19 protein-coding genes are annotated in these 15,387 nt (G+C 62.5%); 17 read left to right on the top strand and 2 right to left on the bottom strand.

All coding sequences use genetic code 11. The annotated features are described in order from the left end of the window. Window positions 1–39: 39 nt before the first annotated feature. Both ACZ0AJ_RS11870 and ACZ0AJ_RS11865 read right to left on the bottom strand, forming a co-directional pair. Window positions 40–600 (bottom strand): RBBP9/YdeN family alpha/beta hydrolase, encoded by a 561-nt coding sequence (locus ACZ0AJ_RS11870; protein WP_499454675.1) that lies wholly within the window; start codon window positions 598–600, stop codon window positions 40–42. Then, entirely contained in the window at window positions 597–1,769 is a 1,173-nt protein-coding gene (locus tag ACZ0AJ_RS11865) for an acyltransferase family protein (protein WP_499454910.1), read from the bottom strand. Before ACZ0AJ_RS11865 ends, ACZ0AJ_RS11870 begins: the two co-directional genes overlap by 4 nt. Before the next feature lie 202 nt (window positions 1,770–1,971). On the opposite strand from ACZ0AJ_RS11865, the gene ACZ0AJ_RS11860 reads away from it, so the two are divergent. The 17 genes from ACZ0AJ_RS11860 to ACZ0AJ_RS11780 all read left to right on the top strand — a co-directional run bounded on the left by ACZ0AJ_RS11860 (window position 1,972) and on the right by ACZ0AJ_RS11780 (window position 15,366). After that, window positions 1,972–2,346, top strand: coding sequence for a hypothetical protein (locus ACZ0AJ_RS11860; RefSeq protein WP_499454671.1), 375 nt, complete (start codon window positions 1,972–1,974; stop codon window positions 2,344–2,346). Continuing rightward, on the top strand, window positions 2,343–2,660 hold the full coding sequence (flhD, locus tag ACZ0AJ_RS11855; protein ID WP_183558046.1) for a flagellar transcriptional regulator FlhD: 318 nt from the start codon (window positions 2,343–2,345) through the stop codon (window positions 2,658–2,660). The genes ACZ0AJ_RS11860 and flhD overlap by 4 nt, the downstream gene beginning before the upstream one ends. A 52-nt stretch (window positions 2,661–2,712) precedes the next feature. After that, window positions 2,713–3,303: a flagellar transcriptional regulator FlhC gene (flhC, locus tag ACZ0AJ_RS11850; protein ID WP_499454669.1), complete on the top strand. Its 591-nt coding sequence runs from the start codon at window positions 2,713–2,715 to the stop codon at window positions 3,301–3,303. Window positions 3,304–3,325: 22 nt separating this feature from the next. Continuing rightward, entirely contained in the window at window positions 3,326–4,111 is a 786-nt protein-coding gene (locus tag ACZ0AJ_RS11845) for a class I SAM-dependent methyltransferase (protein ID WP_499454668.1), read from the top strand. Between the two features lie 147 nt (window positions 4,112–4,258). Further along, on the top strand, window positions 4,259–5,113 hold the full coding sequence (gene motA / locus ACZ0AJ_RS11840; RefSeq protein ID WP_332531143.1) for a flagellar motor stator protein MotA: 855 nt from the start codon (window positions 4,259–4,261) through the stop codon (window positions 5,111–5,113). A gap of 52 nt (window positions 5,114–5,165) precedes the next feature. Next, window positions 5,166–6,101: a flagellar motor protein MotB gene (motB, locus tag ACZ0AJ_RS11835; RefSeq protein WP_499454666.1), complete on the top strand. Its 936-nt coding sequence runs from the start codon at window positions 5,166–5,168 to the stop codon at window positions 6,099–6,101. 34 nt (window positions 6,102–6,135) lie between these two features. Beyond that, entirely contained in the window at window positions 6,136–6,684 is a 549-nt protein-coding gene (locus ACZ0AJ_RS11830) for a chemotaxis protein (RefSeq protein ID WP_499454664.1), read from the top strand. A gap of 76 nt (window positions 6,685–6,760) precedes the next feature. Next, window positions 6,761–7,126: a response regulator gene (locus ACZ0AJ_RS11825; protein ID WP_183558064.1), complete on the top strand. Its 366-nt coding sequence runs from the start codon at window positions 6,761–6,763 to the stop codon at window positions 7,124–7,126. A 41-nt stretch (window positions 7,127–7,167) separates the two neighbouring features. Further along, window positions 7,168–9,327 (top strand): chemotaxis protein CheA, encoded by a 2,160-nt coding sequence (cheA, locus tag ACZ0AJ_RS11820; RefSeq protein ID WP_499454662.1) that lies wholly within the window; start codon window positions 7,168–7,170, stop codon window positions 9,325–9,327. A 32-nt stretch (window positions 9,328–9,359) separates the two neighbouring features. Then, window positions 9,360–9,863, top strand: coding sequence for a chemotaxis protein CheW (locus ACZ0AJ_RS11815; protein WP_183558070.1), 504 nt, complete (start codon window positions 9,360–9,362; stop codon window positions 9,861–9,863). 81 nt (window positions 9,864–9,944) lie between these two features. Next, a complete protein-coding gene (locus ACZ0AJ_RS11810) occupies window positions 9,945–10,799 on the top strand; it encodes a CheR family methyltransferase (protein ID WP_499454660.1) in 855 nt (284 codons plus the stop codon). Between the two features lie 15 nt (window positions 10,800–10,814). After that, window positions 10,815–11,411 (top strand): chemoreceptor glutamine deamidase CheD, encoded by a 597-nt coding sequence (gene cheD, locus ACZ0AJ_RS11805; RefSeq protein ID WP_183558077.1) that lies wholly within the window; start codon window positions 10,815–10,817, stop codon window positions 11,409–11,411. Window positions 11,412–11,428: 17 nt separating this feature from the next. After that, complete coding sequence (locus ACZ0AJ_RS11800) at window positions 11,429–12,493, top strand: protein-glutamate methylesterase/protein-glutamine glutaminase (protein WP_183558080.1); 1,065 nt, start codon at window positions 11,429–11,431, stop codon at window positions 12,491–12,493. Between the two features lie 129 nt (window positions 12,494–12,622). Then, window positions 12,623–13,021 (top strand): chemotaxis response regulator CheY, encoded by a 399-nt coding sequence (cheY, locus tag ACZ0AJ_RS11795; protein WP_183558083.1) that lies wholly within the window; start codon window positions 12,623–12,625, stop codon window positions 13,019–13,021. Between the two features lies 1 nt (window position 13,022). Beyond that, the gene (locus ACZ0AJ_RS11790) at window positions 13,023–13,673 is read left to right on the top strand and encodes a protein phosphatase CheZ (protein ID WP_499454659.1); all 651 of its coding nucleotides are present in this window, start codon (window positions 13,023–13,025) and stop codon (window positions 13,671–13,673) included. A gap of 32 nt (window positions 13,674–13,705) precedes the next feature. Then, complete coding sequence (locus tag ACZ0AJ_RS11785; RefSeq protein WP_499454658.1) at window positions 13,706–14,920, top strand: EAL and HDOD domain-containing protein; 1,215 nt, start codon at window positions 13,706–13,708, stop codon at window positions 14,918–14,920. A 59-nt stretch (window positions 14,921–14,979) separates the two neighbouring features. Continuing rightward, window positions 14,980–15,366 carry a response regulator gene (locus tag ACZ0AJ_RS11780; protein WP_499454657.1) on the top strand — a complete coding sequence of 129 codons (387 nt, stop codon included), beginning with the start codon at window positions 14,980–14,982 and terminating at the stop codon, window positions 15,364–15,366. The last annotated feature ends 21 nt before the right edge of the window (window positions 15,367–15,387 follow it).

Raw genomic sequence — 15,387 nt, 5'->3', positions numbered from 1 at the left:
TGCGGCCCTGCGCCGCAGCGCGAGTCAGAACACCTGTCGTTACGTCTTCTGGTGTTGCGCCGTCACGTCGGCACAAAACGCGTCCAGCAAACGCAAGCCTTCGGGCCAGTCGCCATAGCCTGAATCGGTCGTGACGTGGCCAGCGTCGCCGATCTCGACCAGTTTGCTGTCCCAGGCGTCGGCAAACGACTGGGTGCGCTCGAGGGTGGCATAGGGATCGTTCGTGCTGGCGACGATCATGCTGGGAAACGGTAGCGGCGTGCGGGGGACCGGCGCCCAGTTGCGGGCAGGGATTGGGAACGATGGCCGCTCGACGTCGCTGGGCGCTACCAGAAAGGCGCCGGCCACTTTCAGGGGCGAGCCGGACAGCGCCCAATGCGCGACCAGCATGCAGCCCAGGCTGTGCGCCACCAGCACCGGGGCGCCGCTGCAGCCGGCGATGGCTTCTTCCATCTCGGCCACCCACTCGTCGCGGTCGGGGTTGGTCCAGTCGCGGTGCTCCGCGCGGCGCCATGCCGGATGACGCTCGTGCCACAGCGATTGCCAGTGGCGGGGGCCGGAATTGAACAGACCGGGCAGGATCAGTACGTCACACGTCATCTTGTTTCTCCTTGATGGGGTTGGTCGGCGCCGGCGCCGGCGCCAGCGCCAGTGTGATGGGCTGGGCGCGGCGCATGGCGCCGCAGCGGGCGCAGCGCGCGCTCGAACAGGCGCTTGAACACGTCCTTGCGCTGCTCGGTCAGCATGCCGAGCAATGCAGTAGCGAGGGCGACTGCAGCCGCCAGGACCAGTACGTCAGTCACGCTGGCGGGATCATGCGGATACACCTCGGCCCAGCCGATCAGTACCAGCGCATGGGACAGGTACAGCGTCAGCGTATAGGCGGCGAACAGCCGGATGGGCCGCGCCACGCGCAGCAGGCCGGTAAAGCCGGCGAAGCGGGCGCAGGCAAAGTTGAGCACGACGATCAGGCCGAAGGTATAGTCGGCCAGGAAACGGTCGGCGTTGCCGAGTGCGACGTACTGGCCGAGCCAGCTGGCGCGGCCGGCCCCGCGCAGCAGTTCCTCGACGCCGTATGCTTCGTAAGCTACCAGCAAGACCATGCTCAGCGCCCAGCCGGCGCGCGCCGCTGTGCGGCTCAGGCTGTAGCGCGCCTGCCAGTGGTACAGCGTGACGCCGGCCAGCCAGACGGGCAGCAGGAGCCACAGCTTGTAACCCATGACGGCCAGCAGCAGGGCAATTGCCGGCAGGCGCCATGGACGGCGCACGTAGCAGGCGACGCCGAACAGTACATAGAACCAGACCTCGTAATTGAGCGACCACCAGGGGCCAAGCCAGGGCGGATGCTCGGACAGTCGCCACAGGTCGCCCATGAACAGCAGGTGAAACGGGATATAGAACCACGGTTTGGCCACCTGGTAGCTCGCGTCCATGCCGGGAACGTGCGGGCCCTGGCTCAGGTAAGCGCACAGAAAGCCCAGCAGCAGCACGGGCAGGGCGACCGAATAGATCCGGGCCGCGCGCGCGACGGTGAAGTCGAGTGCATCGGGGCGGCGCATCTGCGTGGTGTAGGCGATGACAAAGCCGGACAACACGAAGAAGGCCATCACCGATTCGCGGCCGAGCAGCGTCCAGTGCTCGGAGCCGGGAATCGTCACCAGCCTGAACATGCGCATATGCATTAGCACCACGGCCAGCGCGGCAAGGAAGCGGACCAGGTCGAGGTACACCGAGAACGGCTGGTTGAGGGGAGTAGGGGTAGTGCGCATCTTGTTAATAATAAAGCAAAACGCGGATTGCACGATTTTTGGCCAGGCACCGATACGACGAAAAAAAGTTCAAAATTTTTTGCAGCGAACCCTAAAGTTCCCGCAGGGCCGTCCGATAACAGTCCCAGATAGGCAGCGAACCGCACCTATTTTTTAAAAATAGTGGCGAATCGCCCTAAAGTCGGCGGCGCGGCTGCCGTAAATGGAAGAGCAGGCAGGATGGCGCAGTTTGGGTGGTCGCGAAAATGTTGAAAATTTTTTCAATCCGACCCTAAAGTTGCCCCGCAAGCTGCCGTTAAAGAGATTAGCTGCTGTTGCCGAGTGGCAAAATTGCGACAAATGCGTTTTGTTGCTGCATATCATCAAGGTGCTTTACTGCACCAAACAGCCCTGTTTTTTCGCAGGGTTTCATAGGGAACCAGATGGGTTTGTCAGACAAACTCCTATGGGTCCGTCTCGTCGTTCACTGACTGAAAATACAGACTTTCTCCAATTTGTGAATAGTTTCCCCACGGTCAGAATCTATCTCATCGGCAACACAACGGCAGCCGACACAACGACTGGAGAGAGAAAATGACGATGAACGACATGATGGCTGAAATTCGCGACGCTAACCTGAGCTACCTGATGCTGGCACAGCAAATGATCCGTGCCGACAAGGTCACCGCCATTTTCCGTCTGGGCGTCTCGGCCGACATCGCCGACCTGATCGAAGGCATGAGCAATGCGCAAATCCTGAAGCTTGCTGGCGGCAACATGATGCTGGCCCGCTTCCGCTTCGACGACAGTGCGATCCTGTCGATGCTGACGAGCCATACGAAAGACCGCAGCCTGGCCCAGTCGCACGCCGCCATCCTGATGGCCGGCCAGCCAGTCGAAGAGATCGTATAATCGCTGTCAGCGGTCTTGCTGTAAGGCCGACAGTGCCGGGAGCCGTATCGCCATGAGTAAAAAGAGCGTTGTCACCGAGGCGCAGGAAATCCAGCTCGCCATTGAACTGATCAACCTGGGCGCACGCCTGCAACTGCTCGAGACTGAAGTCTCGCTGTCGCGCGAACGCCTGCTCAAGCTGTACAAGGAGCTCAAGGGTGTCTCTCCACCCAAGGGCATGCTGCCGTTCTCGACCGACTGGTTCCTGACCTGGCAACCGAATATCCATTCGTCGTTGTTCATCAATATCCACCAGTTCCTGGTGGAGCATGCCGGCGCCACCGGCATCCAGGCCGTCATGAAGGCCTACAAACTCTATCTCGAACAAATGCCGCCGGCGCCGAATGAAGAGCCGTTGCTCTCGCTCACACGCGCCTGGACGCTGGTACGCTTCTTCAACGGCGGCATGCTGCAACTGGCTCCCTGCAGCAAGTGCCAGGGCAAGTTCATCGTCAACGCCCTCGATCTCAACAGCGACTACCTGTGCGGGCTGTGCCACATGCCGTCACGCGCCGGCAAGACGCGCAAGGCCAAGGAAGCGCTCGACCAGGCGCGCGCCGACGAGGAGGCCGAGGGCAAGGCCGCCGGCCTGGACCCGGCCTGATCCAGCGCGCTGGCAGCCTGTCTTGCCCGCATCACCTTCTTCCCCGTCGCCCCGGCGCCTGCTGGGCGCGCCCGCGGTCCGGGCGCTGCTGCTGCAGCTCGCTGCCTTTCCCCTCACGCTCGCCGTCATCTATCTGCTCGCCACGGGCGGCCTGACCGTCTCGTACTGGCACGTGGCCCTGGTCCAGGGCCTGCTCGCGGCAGGCCTGACCTGGTGGCGCGGCCTGGCGATCTGGTGGCGCGCGATCCAGTTCGGTTTTCCGCTGGCCCTGCTGGCCACCAGCACGCTGGCGATACCGCCGCTGGCATTTCTCGTCATCTTCGTGTTCCTGTTGCTGCTGTACTGGTCCACCTACCGCACGCAGGTGCCGTATTACCCGTCCGGCCGCAAGGTGTGGGAGGCCGTCGATGCCGCGCTGCCGCAGGGCAGGGCGCTGCGCGTGATTGACATCGGCAGCGGCATCGGCGGGCTGGTGCTGGCGCTGCAGCGCCGCCGGCCAGACGCGCGCATCGAGGGCATCGAGCTCGCGCCGTTGCCATGGCTGGCCAGTTTCGTGCGCGCGAAACTGGCGCGCAGCCCGGCTGTCTTCATTCGTGGCGACTATGAACAACTCGACCTGGGCGACTACGACGCCGTGTTCGCCTACCTGTCTCCGGCCGCGATGACCGCGCTGTGGCGCAAGGCCGCGCGCGAGATGCGTCCCGGCTCGATGCTTTTCAGTTACGAATTCATCGTTGTCGGACAAACACCGACGCGTGTTGTGCATCCGTACACAGGTGGACCTGCTTTGTATATATGGGACTTTTAAGAGACAAACGGTGAGTTTCCAGGGTGGTTTTGCTTGCCGGACAGCACTTCTCCAGCTAAAGTAATTCCCTGAATAAACATTTTCTGAAATTACCGGTTCCGAGTCGACATGTCGCGACACGGCGCGGGTTTTCTGGAGCAAAATCCTTTGTTAGTTATTGTTGGTTACATCATCGTCTGTGCCTGCGTGTTTGGTGGCTTTGCCCTGGCGGGTGGTCACCTTGCGTCGCTGTGGCAGCCCATCGAGCTGTTGATGATCGGCGGCGCCGCGTTCGGCGCTCTGTTCGTCGGTAACAGTGGCAAGGCCATCAAGGCGACGCTGAAAGCGTTTCCCAGCATTTTCAAGGGCTCGAAGTACACGAAGGACATGTACATGGAACTCATGGCGCTGCAATTCGACGTGCTGTCCAAGGTCCGCAAGGAAGGCCTGATGTCGATCGAGGGCGATATCGAAGCTCCGGACGCGTCGCCGCTGTTTTCCAAGTACCCGGCTGTCGTGTCCGACCATCACATCATCGAATTCATGACCGATTACCTGCGCCTGATGGTGTCCGGGAACATGGACGCGATGCAGATCGAAAACCTGATGGACAACGAGATCGAGACGCACCACCACGAAGGCGCCATTCCGGCCCACGTGATCGCCAAGATCGGCGACGGCCTGCCGGCCTTCGGTATCGTGGCGGCGGTGATGGGCGTGGTCCACACGATGGAATCGGTCGGCTTGCCGCCGGCCGAGCTGGGCATCCTGATCGCCAAGGCGCTGGTCGGCACCTTCCTGGGCATCTTGCTGGCCTACGCGTTCGTCAGCCCGCTGGCCACCGTGCTGGAGCAGAAGCTGGAAGAGTCGACCAAGATGTTCCAGTGCGTGAAGGTGACACTGCTGGCGAGCCTGAACGGCTATGCGCCGGCGCTGGCCGTCGAATTCGGCCGCAAGGTGCTGTACTCGACCGAGCGCCCGACCTTCGCCGAGCTCGAAGAACACATCAAGAAGAAGAAGTAAGCCGCGATGACCGCATCCGATCTTTCGCCGCAGTACACCCGGGAGCATGAGCGTGGCTGACGACAACGCACGTCCCATTGTCATCAAGCGCATCAAGAAGGTGGCCGGCGGCCACCACGGCGGCGCCTGGAAAATCGCGTACGCCGACTTCGTGACCGCGATGATGGCGTTCTTCCTGCTCATGTGGCTGCTGGGCTCGACCGCCAAGGGCGACCTGGTGGGCATCTCGGAATACTTCAAGACCCCGCTGAAGGTGGCGATGCAGGGCGGCTCGGGCTCGGGCGATTCGTCGTCGGTGATCCAGGGCGGCGGCGAAGACCTGACGCGCACCGCCGGCCAGGTCAAGCGCGGCGACTCGGCGCCGGCCAACAAGAGCTACGACCTGCAGGCGGCCAAGGCTGCGCTGGCGCGTGAAGAAGGCGAGCGCCTGAAAAACCTGAAGGCGCGCATCGAGTCGGCCATCGAAGTCAATCCGATGCTCAAGAAGTACCAGAACCAGCTGCTGCTCGACATTACCAGCGAAGGTTTGCGCATCCAGATCGTCGACGAAAAGAACCGCCCGATGTTCGCGATGGCCAAGGCCGAGCTGCAGCCGTACACCAAGGAAATCCTGCACATCATCGGCATGGTCCTCAACGAGGTGCCGAACAAGCTGGGGATTTCAGGCCATACCGATTCGACGCCGTATCACAGCGACGCCGGCTACAGCAACTGGGAACTCTCGGCCGACCGCGCCAACGCATCGCGCCGCGAAATGGTGCTGGGCGGCCTGCAGGACGACAAGGTGCTGCGCGTGGTCGGGCTGGCCTCGGCGGCGCACCTGGATGCCAAGGACCCGTTCAGCCCCATCAACCGGCGCATCAGCATCATCGTCATGAACAAGCGCACCGAAGACGCGGTGCGGCGCGATGCGTCCACGCTGGACGTGCCGGCCGAGGACGCCGAGGCAGCCGCGACGGCAACGCTAAATGCGGTGAAACCGCGATGACCGACGCTGTGCGGGCAGGTTTGGAGAGAACACGATGACAAGAAAAAAGATACTCGGATCGCACGTCAAGCGCCTGCTCTCAGGCGTGTCGGTGCACGGCCGGCGCCACCTGACCGAAGTGGAAGCCGATCTGCTCCAGACCGAACTGCTGCTCGAAGAAGCCATCGACAAGCTCACCGGCAGCTTCGTTGCGGTGCACGCCGTCGTCGGCGCGCGCCAGGAAGCGATCGACCGCATGCTGGCCGGCGGCGCGCTGTCGCTTGAAGATCGCGCGCTGCTTGGCTCGATGTCGGATGATGTGAGCGAGCACGTGAACACGGCGATCACCAGCATGCAGTTCCAGGACCTGACGGCGCAACTGATCGAGCGCACGCTGCGCCGCGTGGCGGGCCTGCGCGACTTTCTGGGCACGTTGAACGACCATGGCGAAGGGATCACGCCAGACCACGGCAGCGACGAAATCGTCGACCGGCTGGGCCAGGTCAGCGTCGCGCTGGCGATCCAGTCGCTGCAACTACGCAGCAAGCTGCGCAGGTCGGTCGAACAGAAACACCTGGAAAGCGGCGACGTCGAGCTGTTCTGACCGCGCCGCCGTCCCGTAATCACCTAACAACCAATTCAACCCGGGTCCGCCCGGTGTAAAACAGCAGGAGCACAAGATGGCAAAAACGATTCTCGCAGTCGACGATTCCAGTTCACTACGCCAGATGGTGGCTTTCAGTCTGAAGGCAGCCGGCTACCATGTGGTGGAAGCCGTGGACGGCCAGGACGGCCTTGACAAGGCGAAGCTGCAGGCCGTCGACCTGGTGCTGACCGACCAGAACATGCCGAAGATGGACGGCCTGGCGCTGATCAAGTCGCTGCGCTCGCTGCCCGGCTACGCGAAGACGCCGATCCTGATGCTCACCACCGAGTCGTCGGACGAAATGAAATCCAAGGGCCGTGCTGCCGGCGCCAATGGCTGGCTGGTCAAGCCGTTCGATCCGCAGCGCCTGATCGAGGTGGTCAAAAAAGTGATCGGTTAAGCCATGAATTTTGGCTTAGGCAACCACGAGCGGACATCCCCATGAGCATCGACATCAGCCAGTTTTACCAGGTCTTTTTCGACGAAGCAGAAGAACTGCTCGCCGAAATGGAGCGCCTGCTGCTGGGCGTCGATCTGGCAGCGCCCGACGCCGAAGATCTGAACGCGATCTTCCGCACCGCGCACTCGGTCAAGGGCGGCGCATCGACCTTCGGCCTGACCGACATGTGCGACGTCACGCACGTGCTCGAGTCGCTGCTCGACCGTATCCGCAAGGGCGAGATGGCGCTGACCTCGAATCACGTGGACGCGTTTTTGGCAGCCAAGGACGCGCTCAAGATGCAGCTCGACGGCCATCGCCATGGCAAGCAGGTCGACCAGGAAGTCGTCGCCAATGTACGCATGGCGCTGCACGATCTGGCCGAAGGCGTCGTGCCGGTCGCGCCGGTCGTTGCACCGTCGTACCTGTCGGCGCCGGCACGCGTTGAAGTGCCCACCGAAGGCGCGCACCGCTACAAGATCGAGCTGCCGCAAGTGGCGCAGCGCGACATCGATGCGCTGGTCGACGAGCTGGGCCTGATGGGCCGGATCTCGGTCGCACCGCTCGATGGCGGGCGCACCGCTGTCATCATCACGACGCTGGAAAGCCTGGACGACATCATCGCCATCTGCTCGTTCGTGCTCAATCCGGATGACCTGAAAATCTTCGAAGCGCCGGCATTGACGCCCGAGCAGCGCCTGATCGAAGCGGCCGAGCGCAAGCGGATCGAAGACGACCAGGGCTACGGCTTCTTCGGTCCGGACGACGACGTGGCGCCGGCCGCGGGCGAGCCGTCCGAAGATGAACTGGGCTACGGCTTCTTCCAGCCGATCGAGCAGATCCGCGCTGCTGCCGGCATCGTCGAGAGCGCGCCTGAACCGGTTGTCGCGCTTGCCACGCAGGCCCAGAACGTCGTGGAGCACCTTGCCGAGCTGGCACTGGAAAAGAAAGCCGCGCGCAAGGACGCTCAGGGCGAGTCGTCGTCCATCCGCGTGTCGGTTGAAAAAGTCGACCAGCTGATCAACCTGATCGGCGAACTCGTCATCACCAATGCGATGCTCGAGCAGCGCAGCGCCGTGCTCGATCCGATCCTGCACGAGCGCCTGCTGTCGTCGGTCAGCCAGCTCGACCGCAACACGCGCGAGCTGCAAGAGGCGGTGATGTCGATCCGCATGATGCCAATGGACTTCGTGTTCTCGCGCTTCCCGCGCATGGTGCGCGACCTGGCTGGCAAGCTCGGCAAGAAGGTCGACTTCATCACCAATGGCGCGGCCACCGAACTCGATAAAGGCCTGATCGAGCGGATCGTCGATCCGCTGACGCACCTGGTGCGCAACTCCATTGACCATGGCGTCGAGATGCCGGCCGCGCGTATTGCTGCGGGCAAGAGTGAAGCAGGGCGCCTGTTCCTGTCGGCCGGGCACCAGGGCGGGCATATCGTCATCGAAGTGGCCGACGACGGCGCCGGCCTGAACCGCGAAAAAATCCTGGCCAAGGCGGCCCAGAACGGGCTGGCAGTATCCGACACGATGACCGACGCCGAAGTCTGGCAACTGATTTTCGCACCGGGCTTCTCGACCGCCGATACCGTGACCGACGTGTCGGGCCGCGGCGTGGGCATGGATGTCGTCAAGCGCAATATCACCGCGATGGGCGGCACGGTGGACATCCGCTCGGCAGCCGGTTTCGGCACGACGATCTCGATTTCGCTGCCGCTGACGCTGGCGATCCTGGACGGCATGTCGATCCGCAGCGGCGAAGAAATCTATATTTTGCCGCTGTCGTTCGTCGTCGAATCGCTGCAGCCGACGCCGCAGGACGTGCGCGAGATCGCCGGTCGCGGGCGCGTGCTGAAAGTGCGCGGCGAATACCTGCCGATGATCCCGCTGTACCAGATGTTCGATATCGAACCGGTGCACCGCGACCCGTCCGACGGCATCGTCGTGATCCTCGAAACCGAGGGCAAGAAGGCCGCGCTGTTCGTGGACGAACTGGTCGGGCAGCAGCAGGTGGTGGTCAAGAACCTGGAAGCGAATTACCGTAAAGTGGCCGGGATTTCCGGCGCAACCATCATGGGCGACGGTGGTGTCGCCCTGATTCTCGACGTGGCAGCGCTGGTGCGCTCGTCGCGCCAGCTGGCCGACGATCCCGTCGTTCAATAAATTTTTATTTTCACTGCAAACAAAGGAATACCATGTCCAACCTGGCAAACACCCTCTCGACCGACGGCACCGCGCACGACGGCGCCGGCAGCGAATTCCTTGCCTTCACCCTGGGTTCGGAAGAATACGGCATCGACATCCTGAAGGTGCAGGAAATCCGCGGCTACGAAGCCGTGACCCGCATCGCCAACGCCCCCGAATTCATCAAGGGCGTGATCAATCTGCGCGGCATCATCATTCCCGTGGTCGACATGCGCATCAAGTTCAAGCTGGGCACGCCGGTGTACGACCAGTTCACGGTCGTGATCATCCTGAACATTGGTGGCCGCATCATGGGCATGGTGGTCGACAGCGTGTCGGACGTCACCACGCTCACGCCAGACCAGATCAAGCCGGCCCCGGAAATGGGCAGCGCCTTCAATTCGGACTACATGATTGGCCTGGGCACCGTTGACGAGCGCATGCTGATCCTGGTCGACATCGACAAGCTGATGTCGTCGAGCGAAATGGGCCTGATCGACAAGCTGGCGGCGTAAGCCACCGTCTGCGTCGGCACCAAGCACAACCATCCGGCCGGCTCATGGAGCCCGCCATCGTATTCAAGAAAGTCACGCACAGTGCCGCAGCAGAAAACAGAAACCAATAAAGAGTTCGATTTCACCCGGCGTGATTTCGAACGGGTGCGCGCGCTGATTCACCAGCGCGCCGGCATCTCGCTGGCCGACAGCAAGCAGGAGATGGTCTACAGCCGCCTGGCCCGGCGCCTGCGCGCGACCGGTATCCAGTCGTTCACGCGTTACCTGGACGACCTCGAAGCAGGGCGCATGGACCGCGAGTGGGAGTCGTTTACCAACGCGCTGACCACCAACCTGACGTCGTTCTTCCGCGAGGCGCATCACTTCCCGCTGCTGCTCGATCATCTGGTGGCGCTGCACAAGAAGGATCCGCGCCCGCTGCGCATCTGGTGCTCGGCCGCGTCCACCGGCGAAGAGCCGTATTCGATTGCGATGACGGCCTGCGAAGCGTTCAACACGCTCACGCCCAAAGTCGAGATCATCGCCACCGACATCGACACCAATGTGCTGGCCACGGCCTCCAACGGCGTATACCCGATGGAGCGCATCGAGAAGGTGTCGCCGGAACGCCTGCGCCGCTTCTTCTTGCGTGGCAAGGGCGCCCACGAAGGCATGGTGCGCATCCGCCCCGAGCTGCGCTCGCTCGTGACGTTCAAGCCGCTCAACCTGCTGGCCGATGGCTGGCCGCTGGATGGGCAGTTTGACGCGATCTTTTGCCGCAACGTGATGATCTATTTCGACAAGCCGACCCAGCGCACCATCCTGAGCCGCTTCGTGCCGCTGATGAAGGGCCACGGCCTGCTGTTTGCCGGCCACTCCGAAAACTTCCTGTACGTGTCCGATTCCCTGCGCCTGCGCGGCAAGACTGTGTACGAACTCGACGCGCGCACGGCGTAAGAACGAAGGGCGACCATGAACAGCCAATTCGCAACCAATCTGTACCACGACCGCACGTTCGCGATCGATGCCGCCAAGATCCTGCCCGGCGAGTATTTTTATACCAAAGAGAACATGCTGATCTCGACCGTGCTCGGCTCGTGCGTGTCGGCCTGCATCCGCGACCGCGTCACGGGCCTGGGTGGCATGAACCATTTCATGCTGCCCGACGGCGCGGCCGAGCCCAACAATCCGGTATCGGCTTCGATGCGCTACGGCACGTTCGCCATGGAAATCCTGATCAACGATCTGCTCAAGGCCGGCGCGCGCCGTGAACACCTCGAAGCGAAGGTGTTTGGCGGCGGCGCCGTGCTGCGCGGCTTTACCGCGATGAATGTCGGCGAGCGCAATGCCGCGTTCGTGATGCAGTTTTTGAAGACCGAACGGATTCCGGTATTGGCCGAAGACCTGAATGACATCTACCCGCGCAAGGTGTTTTTCTTCCCGCGCACGGGCAAGGTGCTGGTCAAGAAGCTGATGCAGACCCATAACGATACGCTGGCCAAGCGCGAACTCGATTACGCCAAGCGACTCAAGGTCGAACCCGTCGGCGGCGCGATCGACCTGTTCTGAGCAACCACGGAGACACCATGAAAATCAAGGTCCTGATCGTCGACGACTCGGCATTGATCCGCAGCGTGATGAGCGAGATCGTCAATTCGCAACCCGATATGGAAGTGGTGGCCACGGCGCCCGACCCCCTTGTCGCGCGCGAGCTGATCAAGAAACACAATCCGGACGTGCTGACGCTCGACGTCGAGATGCCCAAGATGGATGGCCTCGACTTTCTCGAAAAACTGATGCGCCTGCGCCCGATGCCGGTGCTGATGGTGTCGTCGCTGACCGAGCGCGGTTCGGAAATCACGATGCGCGCGCTGGAACTTGGCGCAGTCGACTTCGTCACCAAGCCCAAGATATCGATCCAGAGCGGCATGCGCGAGTATGCCGACATGATCGCCGACAAGATCCGCGGCGCGGCACGGGCGCGTATCGCGCCGCGCAGCCGTACGCCCCAGGTAGCCAGCACGCAGCTGTCGGCGCTGAGGAGTCCTCTTATTTCTTCCGAAAAACTGATCATCATCGGCGCCTCGACCGGCGGCACCGAAGCGATCCGCGAATTCTTGATGCAGATGCCGTCCGATTGCCCGGGCATCCTGATTGCCCAGCACATGCCGGAAGGCTTTACCACCTCATTTGCCAAGCGCCTCGATTCGCTGTGCAAGATCAGCGTGGTCGAGTCGGCCGGCAACGAGCGGGTGCTGCCCGGTCACGCATACATCGCGCCCGGTCACTCGCACCTGTTGCTGGTGCGCTCCGGCGCGAATTACATGACGCGTATCGAGCAAAGTCCGCCCGTGAATCGTCACCGGCCATCGGTCGATGTGTTGTTTCGTTCCGCTGCGCAGGCGGCCGGTAAAAACGCCGTTGGTGTTATCCTGACCGGGATGGGCAAGGACGGCGCGGCGGGCATGCTCGAGATGCGCGAAGCCGGCGCCCACAACTTCGCGCAGGACGAAGCGAGCTGTGTCGTGTTTGGTATGCCGCGTGAAGCGATTGCCATCGGCGCAGCCCACGAAGTCGGTCCATTGCAGGCTTTACCGCGCCTCGTACTCGACCATCTGGCCGCCCAAGGCAGCCGGGCGTTGCGCGTTTGAACTGAATTCATCATCCTTCCATGCTTTGTGGGCTATTTTATCGCCGCAGAGCAACAAAAATGCTATTCTTGCGTCTGTAAAAGTAGCTTACCCAACAAACCAAATTAGTAGATTCAAACGGAGTAATTCATGGCTGATCCAAAGATGCGTTTTCTGGTTGTTGACGATTTCTCGACGATGCGACGCATCGTCCGGAATCTGTTGAAAGAACTGGGTTATGCCAACGTCGACGAAGCAGAAGATGGCGTCATGGCGCTGGCAAAACTGCGCAGTGAATCGTTCGACTTCGTCGTGTCGGACTGGAATATGCCGAACATGGACGGTCTGACGATGCTGCAGCACATTCGCGCCGATCCTGCACTGGCCAAGCTGCCGGTGCTGATGGTGACCGCCGAAGCGAAGAAGGAAAACATCATCGCTGCAGCACAGGCAGGCGCCAGCGGCTATGTCGTCAAGCCATTCACGGCGGCGACGCTGGACGAAAAGCTCAACAAGATTTTCGAGAAACTGGACAAAGCCGGAGCCTGAAATGGTTGAGCAGAACACCGCGCCTGTTGCCGGCGCGTCGTCGCACGATGAGGTGCTGAGCCGGGTCGGTCACATGACCCGCGCGCTGCACGAGAATCTGCGCGGCCTGGGCCTCGACAAGCTGATCGAGAAGGCTGCCAGCGACATCCCCGATGCGCGCGACCGGCTCGACTACGTGGCGCATCTGTCCGAACAGGCCGCCAAGAAGGTGCTGGACGCCACCGACGCGGCCGGTCCGCTGCAGGATGCCATCGAAACGCGTTCGACCGACCTCAAGGCAGGTTGGCAGGCGCTGCTCGATGCGCCTGCAACCGAGGCAACGGATGCGCAGTGGCGCGCGATGGCGCAGCGCACGATTGCCGGTCTGGACGAGTCGCGTGCAGGGGCGGTTGCCACCCGCAGCGAGCTGATGAGCATCATGATGGCCCAGGACTTCCAGGATCTCACGGGCCAGGTCATCGGCCGCATCACGGGCATTGCCCAGAACCTCGAAAAGCAGCTGGTTCAGGTCCTGATCGATTTCGCACCAAGCGAGATCAAGCGCGAACTGGACAATGGCCTGATGAACGGTCCGCAAATCAAGCCGACAGGTACCGAAGTTGTGGCAAACCAGGGGCAGGTCGACGACCTGCTCGACAGTCTCGGGTTTTGAGCTTGCGCCGAGCAATTTAAAACGGCGCCTCCATGCATCGCACCAACTTCATTGTCCGTGAACCGCTGCTCGATCCCCGGCAGCGCGTTCTCGGTTACGAGCTGTCGTGGCAACAGCACGACGGCCGTGTCCCCACCGGCCTCGATCTCGAGGGGCTGGTCGGCTTTGTCGCCGAGCACGTCAACCATGTCGACCAGGGTTGGCTGCTGCGCGACAAGATCCTGTTCTTGGACGCCGTGCCGGCCATGCTGTCGACCGACGCGCTCCATGCGCTGCCGCCGGAACGTACCGTCCTCGCCTTCGATATCCGCCAGTTGACCGACGTCGACGTGCGCTCGGCCGTGCAGGCCGTGCGCGCCGGTGGCGTGGGTGTGGCCATCCGCGGCTGCGACCTCACGCTGCTGGGGCGCAATCTGGCGCCGTACGCCTCCTACGTCGAAGTGCGCTTCACCGGGGGCGACGTGGCCGATCAGGCCCGTACTTATGCGAGCGCCAAGCATTCGTCGCTGCGCATGGTGGGGCGGCCGGTGGGCACGTGGGCCGACTTCGACGCCTGCGCCGCACTTGGCCTGGATGCCTTTGTCGGCAAGCTGCACCTGACCCCACGGCCCGGCAATCCCGTCAAGGGCATGAACCCGAGCCAGCAAATCATCCTGCAACTGATGCAGATGGTGCAGGCCAATGACGACGTGGGGCGCCTCGAAAGCGTGCTCAAACGCGATCCGGCGCTGACCTACAAGCTGCTGCGCTACATCAATACCGCTGGCTTTGGGGCAGGGCGTGAGGTCCAGTCGCTGCGCCAGGCCATCTCGCTGCTCGGTTATGCACCGTTGTACCGCTGGCTGGTGCTGTTGCTGGCCACGGCCAGTGCCAGCGGCTATTCGCCGGTGCTGATGGAAACGGCCGTCGTGCGCGGTCGCCTGGCTGAATTGCTGGGACAAAAAGCCCTGGGCCGGGGCGCCGGCGAACACCTGTTCGTCGCAGGCATGTTCTCGCTGCTCGACCGGCTGCTGGGCCTGTCGATGCAGGAAGTGCTCGACGCAATCCAGTTGCCCGACGAAGTCGTCAAGGCACTGACGAAGCGCGAAGGCAGTTACGGGCCGTATCTGGCGCTGGCCGAAGCGTGCGAGCTCAATTCGAACCTGGTGGCGTCGCTGGCGGCAACGCTGGGGCTGAGTCCGTCCGACGTCAATGAGGCGCATCTGTCGGCGCTGGCATGGGCGCAGAGCGTGGGGCTGGACGGCTAGTCTGTCGCCCCCTGTGCATACGTGGCGGCGTCCGTTTGGCGGCTCTGCTAGCATGCCGGATGAAAAATATTCTCCTGGTCGACGATCTGGGCATCGATGTCATGCTGACGCGATTGGCCCTGCAAGAGTTCGCATTCGACCACCAGCTGGTCGTGGCAAGCGATGGCGCAGAAGCGTTCGAGATCATGCGCGAGCAGCGCTTCGATCTGCTGCTTCTCGACATCAAGATGCCGCAGGTCGACGGGTTCGAGCTGCTGGCGCGCCTGCGCGCCGAGTCCCTCGCCGGAATGCCCGTCATCGTCGTGTCGGGCTCCGGCCTTGCGGCCGACCGTGAGCGTGCCCAGGCGCTGGGGGTCGACGACTATGTGCAGAAAGCCGTCGATTACACCGGGTTCAAGCGGGAGTTGAAAGCAGCGCTGGTGCGCCAGGGCTGCCCGGCCGGCTGATGAGGCCCGCGGCGCGGCCCA

Source organism: Telluria sp. AC161 (assembly GCF_979258535.1).
Note: the sequence above shows the minus strand (reverse complement) of the source record. Positions and strands in the feature narration are given on the sequence as shown.

What these genes read in the sequence shown, in the direction of transcription:
- ACZ0AJ_RS11870 (WP_499454675.1), bottom strand. Translation starts at nt 600, where the DNA reads ATGACGTGTGACGTACTGATCCTGCCCGGTCTGTTCAATTCCGGCCCC.
- ACZ0AJ_RS11865 (WP_499454910.1), bottom strand. Translation starts at nt 1,769, where the DNA reads ATGCGCACTACCCCTACTCCCCTCAACCAGCCGTTCTCGGTGTACCTC.
- ACZ0AJ_RS11860 (WP_499454671.1), top strand. Translation starts at nt 1,972, where the DNA reads ATGGAAGAGCAGGCAGGATGGCGCAGTTTGGGTGGTCGCGAAAATGTT.
- flhD (WP_183558046.1), top strand. Translation starts at nt 2,343, where the DNA reads ATGACGATGAACGACATGATGGCTGAAATTCGCGACGCTAACCTGAGC.
- flhC (WP_499454669.1), top strand. Translation starts at nt 2,713, where the DNA reads ATGAGTAAAAAGAGCGTTGTCACCGAGGCGCAGGAAATCCAGCTCGCC.
- ACZ0AJ_RS11830 (WP_499454664.1), top strand. Translation starts at nt 6,136, where the DNA reads ATGACAAGAAAAAAGATACTCGGATCGCACGTCAAGCGCCTGCTCTCA.
- ACZ0AJ_RS11825 (WP_183558064.1), top strand. Translation starts at nt 6,761, where the DNA reads ATGGCAAAAACGATTCTCGCAGTCGACGATTCCAGTTCACTACGCCAG.
- cheA (WP_499454662.1), top strand. Translation starts at nt 7,168, where the DNA reads ATGAGCATCGACATCAGCCAGTTTTACCAGGTCTTTTTCGACGAAGCA.
- ACZ0AJ_RS11815 (WP_183558070.1), top strand. Translation starts at nt 9,360, where the DNA reads ATGTCCAACCTGGCAAACACCCTCTCGACCGACGGCACCGCGCACGAC.
- cheD (WP_183558077.1), top strand. Translation starts at nt 10,815, where the DNA reads ATGAACAGCCAATTCGCAACCAATCTGTACCACGACCGCACGTTCGCG.
- ACZ0AJ_RS11800 (WP_183558080.1), top strand. Translation starts at nt 11,429, where the DNA reads ATGAAAATCAAGGTCCTGATCGTCGACGACTCGGCATTGATCCGCAGC.
- cheY (WP_183558083.1), top strand. Translation starts at nt 12,623, where the DNA reads ATGGCTGATCCAAAGATGCGTTTTCTGGTTGTTGACGATTTCTCGACG.
- ACZ0AJ_RS11790 (WP_499454659.1), top strand. Translation starts at nt 13,023, where the DNA reads ATGGTTGAGCAGAACACCGCGCCTGTTGCCGGCGCGTCGTCGCACGAT.
- ACZ0AJ_RS11785 (WP_499454658.1), top strand. Translation starts at nt 13,706, where the DNA reads ATGCATCGCACCAACTTCATTGTCCGTGAACCGCTGCTCGATCCCCGG.
- ACZ0AJ_RS11780 (WP_499454657.1), top strand. Translation starts at nt 14,980, where the DNA reads ATGAAAAATATTCTCCTGGTCGACGATCTGGGCATCGATGTCATGCTG.